Source organism: Bartonella sp. AU15XJBT (assembly GCF_028618615.1).
GTDB lineage: Bacteria > Pseudomonadota > Alphaproteobacteria > Rhizobiales > Rhizobiaceae > Bartonella.
This window is the reverse complement of sequence record NZ_JAQITG010000078.1, coordinates 1-2,484: the sequence shown is the minus strand read 5'-3', so window position 1 is coordinate 2,484 and position 2,484 is coordinate 1. Positions and strand designations below refer to the sequence as shown.

1 protein-coding gene and 2 pseudogenes are annotated in these 2,484 nt (G+C 34.6%); all 3 read right to left on the bottom strand.

The features are described from left to right. Nucleotides 1–212 (bottom strand): annotated as a pseudogene (locus tag PVV57_RS10040) (MFS transporter); the annotation flags it as partial. Nucleotides 213–458: 246 nt separating this feature from the next. After that, nucleotides 459–1,568, bottom strand: coding sequence for a hypothetical protein (locus PVV57_RS10035; protein ID WP_273784015.1), 1,110 nt, complete (start codon nucleotides 1,566–1,568; stop codon nucleotides 459–461). 617 nt (nucleotides 1,569–2,185) lie between these two features. After that, nucleotides 2,186–2,484: pseudogene (locus PVV57_RS10030) on the bottom strand (MFS transporter); the annotation flags it as partial.

Here is a 2,484-nt window from a genome sequence, read left to right as displayed (position 1 = left end):
AAAGAAAAATTATCCGCTAACCAACCGCCTATAGGTCCAAAAAAGAGAAAAGGGATAAAGCGAAAAAAATACACAAGACCTGTAAAAAAGGCGTTATCTGTTAATTCTAAGACAAGTAAAATAAAAATAACTTCATAAGCATAATCGCCCACTTTAGAAATAAAGAGAGCAGAAAAAAGAGAGAATGGACTCTTTTTTAAAAATAAATTCATATCAACCATCCGATATTAAACTTTTCGATAGTTAAAGTTCCACGCCCTCTTTAATAAAATTGGTGATATGAACTTCAAAGAAACGCCCCCGATCAGTGATCAAAATACCCCCGTCTTAAAGTTTCGCATACCTGATATCACACACCTCAAAAAGCAGTTTTTTACGGCATGATAGGATAATCAGCTGTATTTTTGTTATAATTTATAATTTTCCAATGATTTTTGAATGCCTCCACGCATTATTTTTTACAGCACATTTACGCTTTTTAAAGCTTTTTCCTCTGCTTCTTTTTGTAACTTCATTCTATTGACGTCTTCGTACATTTCTATTGTTTTGTTAATCTGATCATCAGTCCCTGCTTTAAAGGCAATCATTGTTTCAAACGGACGAAATGATGACGATTGCCAAATATGAAAAAAGATTTTCGTAGACAAACTTTTTGGATCAAAATCACTCTGCCCTATTCTTTTTAAGTCATGGATAGATATTGCTTTTTTTGACATAGCAAGACCAATAACATCGCTCTTTTTCTCACCAAAATCTCTCACTGTTAAAAGACTCTTTTTAGCGTCATAAACGATCAACATATTCATGATTTCATCAAGAGTTTGAGCACCGATGCCAAACATGAATATAAGATCATGTAGAGAACAAGCTTTTTGAAAATAACAAGCATTGTACAAACGTGAGTGAAATTCAAGAAACCTGACTGCTTTTTGAATGATTTCCATAGCGCAGTTATGTGATTTTTCATCTAAAAGAAGATCACGAATATCTGGAATGTAGATTTCTTGTGTTTTTTGCAACGGTGCAACTTCACTGTTTAATGCACGATCAATAATTTTTTCTAACCAATCATCACTCTTAGTATTATCAATCTCTATGAATTTCGACCTGATCTCATTTAAAAGAGTGCGCAGCCCATACTTTTCTTTAAAAGCATGCTCTCTTTGTTCACACGTTATTGTAACTCTATAGATATCTTTTCGTTCATCTAATATAGATGAGGCTTCAATTTCTGGATCATTCACTTTAAATGGCTCACCGCTTTCTCTCCTTTTAACAGGTATCCAATGCTCACCCTTAAGAGTATCAAAAGCTCTCGCCCCTTGCCCTTCCTCAAAAAGAATACCTTGTTGAAGAAACATATGTAATGGATTGGAAGTATCCGGTGTTAACGGTATTTCCCGTATTAAAGACGCCAAAATTTCCTGTTGAAGTTTATCATCGCTTATTAATGAATCTTTCTTAAACTCATAGAAACTCTTCGCGCCTTCTGGAAGGCGCCAATTGTAAACCTTAGCTTCCTTTGCAAACCAGCTGTTAATGATTTCCTCGTTTGTGGCTAATTTCACTAGATGATGCCCCCGCTCAAATTCCAAATGACCCTTTTTGTCAATAAACTCTCATACAGTTTTTATTACAATTCTTGAAAAAAGTTCATTATCTATTGCTTTAAATTAACTTAATATTTACCATATTATACTTGAATCGTCAAGAAAAAACCAAATTAAGACATCAATACTATTTTATTTTTAATATAGATCCCCACTTAAACTTTTCTTTGTAATGCAATAGTGGAAATTTTAACTAAAAACATGTTGAGGGTGTTGTTTTTTTAAGTCTTTGCCTTGATGAAAAAATTGAACATAGCAAACTTGATCGTGGAGATGCTCCAGCGTCGATTACCCATCAACAAGAATGCGATCAATAGGAACAGTTTAAAAAATTTTTTAGTAAAATTTTAAAGCAAAAAAACACATATCATCGAAAAAAATGAGAGAGCAGTGCGTGTTACGCATTCTTCACCTTTTACTTAAAACTTCAAAGGAACACCTCCGATCAGTGGTCAAAATACTCCCCGCCTTAAAGTTTTCCATACCTGATATCTCACACCTCAAAGAGTGGTGTTGCATGTATAGGATAAAATACGTGTTTCATTGATGCGCCCCTCATTTTGAAGAAACACCCATCATTTTGAAGAAACAATTGACAAAGAATTGTTTACCAACATCCTGATCCCGAATAAACAGCATAATCCAATCACACCAGAAAGAAGGAACAACTTTCCACCCGAAGTGTGACCTAAAACAAATGCTCCAACAAACGGCGCCACCAACATCGCTGAATTTTGGATAGACTGTACCCATCCAGAAGCGACCCCAATTTGTTCATTGAAATTGCTTACCAGATAAACATTAGAAGATATGGAAAAGCGTGCACTGACCATTCCAATGAGCAAAAAACAGAGCAACAAAGTCTCAATATGAA